3 protein-coding genes are annotated in these 4,266 nt (G+C 70.5%); 1 reads left to right on the plus strand and 2 read right to left on the minus strand.

The genetic code is table 11. From position 1 onward, the window contains the following. Positions 1-78 precede the first annotated feature (78 nt). Together RMP09_RS20150 and RMP09_RS20155 are read right to left on the minus strand one after the other, a co-directional pair. Positions 79-1,233 carry an alpha-hydroxy acid oxidase gene (locus RMP09_RS20150; RefSeq protein ID WP_310567757.1) on the minus strand — a complete coding sequence of 385 codons (1,155 nt, stop codon included), beginning with the start codon at positions 1,231-1,233 and terminating at the stop codon, positions 79-81. Positions 1,234-1,339: 106 nt separating this feature from the next. Continuing rightward, complete coding sequence (locus RMP09_RS20155) at positions 1,340-2,908, minus strand: AAA family ATPase (RefSeq protein ID WP_310567758.1); 1,569 nt, start codon at positions 2,906-2,908, stop codon at positions 1,340-1,342. 115 nt (positions 2,909-3,023) lie between these two features. On the opposite strand from RMP09_RS20155, the gene RMP09_RS20160 reads away from it, so the two are divergent. Continuing rightward, positions 3,024-4,266: class I adenylate-forming enzyme family protein (locus RMP09_RS20160; RefSeq protein ID WP_310567759.1), on the plus strand; the 1,243-nt coding region annotated here is incomplete at its 3' end.

Below are 4,266 nucleotides of genomic sequence, written 5' to 3' on the forward strand. Positions count from 1 at the left end.
CGCTAAAAGCATACAAGGGGGCTGATCCGGCTTGGGGCGGCCCGGCGCCGGATCGGCTGCGCCCCCACGCTCCGCCGCTCAGGCGGTCGGGAAGGTGCCCGGCAGCAGGATGGACTTGTCCACGTTCTGGATGTTGGTGTGGCCGCAGAAGGCCATGGTCACGTCCAGCTCCTTGTGGATGATCTCCAGCGCTTTCAACACGCCGGCTTCTCCCATGGCGCCCAGGCCGTAGACCATGGCGCGGCCGATCATGGTGCCGCGCGCGCCCAGCGCCCAGGCCTTGAGCACGTCCTGCCCGCTGCGGATGCCGCCGTCCATCCAGACCTCGATCTGGTCGCCCACCGCCGCCACGATGGCTGGCAGCGCCTCGATGCTGCTGGGCGCGCCGTCGAGCTGGCGGCCGCCGTGGTTGCTGACCACGATGGCGTCGGCCCCGCTGGCCACCGCCAGCTTCGCGTCTTCCACGTCCATGATGCCCTTGAGGATCAGCTTGCCGCCCCACTGCGCCTTGACCCAGGCCACGTCGTCCCAGTTCAGCGTCGGGTCGAACTGCTCGTTGGTCCATGAGGCCAGCGAGCTCATGTCGCTCACACCCTTCACATGACCGACCAGGTTGCGGAAGGTGTGGCGGCGCGTGCCCATCATGCCCAGCACCCAGCGCGGCTTGGTCGCGATGTTGACGATGTTGCCCAGCGATGGGATCACCGAGGCGCGCATCTTGTTCTTCAAATCCTTGTGGCGCTGACCGATCACCTGCAAATCGAGCGTGAGCACCAGCGCGCTGCACTTGGCCACCTTGCAGCGCTCAATCATGCGGGCCATGGCCTCGCGGTCGCGCATCATGTAGAGCTGAAACCAGAACGGCGCGGTGGTGTGCTCGGCCACGTCTTCGATCGAGCAGATGCTCATGGTCGAGAGCGTGAACGGGATGCCGAAGGTCTCGCAGGCCTTCGCCGCCTTGATCTCGCCGTCGGCGCTCTGCATGCCGGTCAGGCCCACGGGTGCGATGCAGACCGGCATCTTCACGGCCTGCCCGACCATCTTGGTCGCGGTGCTGCGGTTCTCCATGTTCACCGCCACCCGCTGGCGCAGCTTGATCTTCTGGAAATCGTCGCTGTTGGCGCGGTAGGTGCTCTCGGTCCACGAGCCGGAATCGGCGTAGTCGTAGAACATGCGCGGCACGCGCTTCTGTGCCAGGACGCGCAGGTCTTCGATGGTGGTGATCACGGGCATGGGGGAGGTCTCCGGTTCTGTGGAATCGGCCGATGGTAGCCAGCCCGTGGCCAAAAGGCTTGTGAAAGCGCGACAGCCGGGTTTGAAGAAATTTACGTGGCCGCGTTCACGGCGCCAACGCGCTGGCGCGCTCGGCGTCGGTCAGCGGCTCCAGCCAGCCCAGCTGCTGGTCCAGCACCGCCAGCGTCGCTTCCGACGCGTCGCCCCCCGCCGCCTGCCGCGCGGCAATGCGCTGGCGCAGCACCTCGTTGGGGGCCTCGCAGGCCAGGATGTGAAACGGGCAGCCCTCGGCCTGCGCCAGCTCGGCAAAGGCCTGGCGCTCGGCCGCACGCAGAAAGGCCGCGTCCACCACCACCGTCCAGCCGTCGTGCAGCAGCATGCGGGCGCGTGCGCGCAGCGAGGCGTAGGTTTCTTCGTGCGCCTGCGGCCGGTACAGGCCTTCGTTCAGACCCGACCCGCTGGCCGCCAGCGGGCTCACGCCGTGCAGGCGCTTGCGCTCCACGTCCGAGCGCAGGCGGATCGCGCGGCCGCTGGCCTCGGCCTGCAACCAGCGGCCCGACGCCCAGGTCTTGCCGCTGCCCGACAGCCCGTGCGTGATGACCAGCTGCGCTGCCGGCGGGCGCGCGATGGCCTGCGCCAGCGCCAGGTAGCGCCGGGCCTCGGCCAGGCTGGCGTCCGCCTCGGGCGTGCCCGCCTGCTGCCCCGCGCGCAGCGCCGCCACCTTGGCCCGCACCCCCGCCCGGTAGCTGGCAAAAAAGCTCCACACGCTGGGCGCCGACACGTCACCGCTGGCGTCCAGCCACGCGCTCAGCAGCCCGTTCGCCAGCCCCGGCTGGCCGTGGTCCAGCAGGTCCATCCAGGCAAAGGCCATGTCGCTGGCCACGTCGATCCAGCGCAGCTCGTCGTTGAATTCGATGGCGTCGAACGGCAGCACCTCGTCCGGGTGCCCGTCCTCGGCAGGGACCAGCATCAGGTTGGCCAGGTGCAGGTCGCCGTGCCCCTCGCGCACGCGGCCCTTCTGGCGCCGCCGCGCCAGCAGCGGCTCGATCGCCACGAAGCGCTGCTCGGTCCACTCGCTCAGCGCGCGCACCTGCGCCGCATCGGCCGGCTCGCGCAGCGCGGTGCGCAGGGTGCTGAAGTTCTCGCGCGGCCAGCGCATGGCGGCCGCCGGGTGGCCCCAGGGCTGGTCGGCCCCGGCCACCGCGGCCCGCGCCTGAAAGCGCGCCATGCGCCGCGCCAGCGCGGTGATGTGCTCGGCCGTCAGCGCGCCGCGCGCGCACACGTGGTCCAGCCGCGTGGCCTCGTCAAAACGGCGCATCTGCACCGCGAACTCGATCGCCTGCCGGTCGTCGTTGCCGCCGGCGGCGCCCCAGCGCGGGTCGTCCGGCGTGCCCACGATGGGCAGCACCCCCCGGTACAGCTGCGTGGCCGGGCGGTCGTGTTGCTGAAAACGCCGGTTCACGCGGATTTCGGTCTCGCAGGCGTGGCGCCGCGCGCCCAGGCTGCCGAAGTCCATGAACGGGAACCGCACCGGCTTTTTGATCTTGTAGGCAAAGTCGCCCGCCAGCAGCACCCAGGCGCCGTGGGTCTGCACCAGCGCCACCTGCTGCACGCGGTGGGGGTAGCGGGCCGGGTCCAGCAGCGCGGTGATCAGCGGGGGCAGGGTGTCGCTCATGCGATCCACTGTAAGGGCGCAGGCCCTCCGGCTGCCTGACGCCGCGCATCGCCCTTGCGCGCCGCCCCGACAATGGGCACAGCAGTCCGCCCACCCACCCCGCACAGGCCCCGCCATGAACCTCGTCCATCTGCTGCAGCGCCAGGCGCTGGAACACCCCGATCGGCCCGCGCTCTTCAGCGGTACCCAGGCCGTGGCCACCCATGCGCAATGGGCGCAGCGCGCGGCCCGCGTGGGCGCCCGCCTGCGGTCAGCCGGCCTGCAACCGGGCGACCGTGTTGTTCTGTTCATGCGCAACCACCCGCGCTACCTGGAACTGCTGTTCGGCGCCTGGTGGGCCGGGCTGGTGGTGGTGCCGGTCAACGCCAAGCTGCACCTCAAAGAAGTGCAGTGGATCGTGGAGAACGCGGGCGCGCGCTGGGCCTTCGTCACGTCGGACATCGTGCCCGACCCGGCCGACCCGGCCGACCCGGCCGAGCTGTCAGGGCTGGACGGCGTGATGGACGTGGACAGCGCTGCCTGCGACGCGTGGATCAACGAAGGCGAGGGTCTGAAAGAGATCGAAGACCGCGCCCCCGACGACATCGCCTGGCTGTTCTACACCAGCGGCACCACCGGCCGGCCCAAGGGCGTGATGATCACGCACCGCAACCTGCTGACCATGGGCATGGGCTACTTCATCGACGTCGATCCCGTCGATCCGCAAGACGCCATCGCCTACGCTGCGCCCATGTCGCACGGGGCGGGGCTCTACGCCATCCCGCACCTCATGGCCGGCGCGCGGCACGTGGTGCCCGCCTTGGGCGGGTTCGACGCGGCCGAGCTGTTCGACCTCGGCCGCCAGCTCGGCCCGCTTTCGCTGTTCGCGGCCCCGACCATCGTCAAACGCATCGTGGACGAAGCCGAGGCGCAGGGCCTCACGCCCGAGCAGTGCGGCCAGAGCTTCAAGACCATCGTCTACGGCGGCGCGCCCATGTACGCCGCCGACATCCGCCGCGCGCTGCAGTGCATGGGGCCGCGCTTCGTGCAGATCTACGGCCAGGGCGAAAGCCCCATGACCGGCACCGCCCTCGGCCGCGCCCACCTGGCCGACACCGCGCACCCGCGGCACGAAGAACGCATCGCCTCCGTCGGCGTGGCGCAGACCCCCGTGCGCATCCGCGTCGCGGGGCCAGATGGGCAGGCGCTGCCCATGGGCGAGGTGGGCGAAGTGCTGATCCAGGGCGACAGCGTCATGAGCGGCTACTGGCAGAACCCCGAAGCCACGGCCGCCGCCATCCGCGACGGCTGGCTCTGGACCGGTGACATGGGCGCGCTCGACGCCGACGGCTTCCTCACCCTCAAGGACCGCAGCAAGG

This window comes from Hydrogenophaga sp. (assembly GCF_031426985.1).
In the GTDB taxonomy this organism is placed as follows: Bacteria; Pseudomonadota; Gammaproteobacteria; order Burkholderiales; family Burkholderiaceae_C; genus Hydrogenophaga.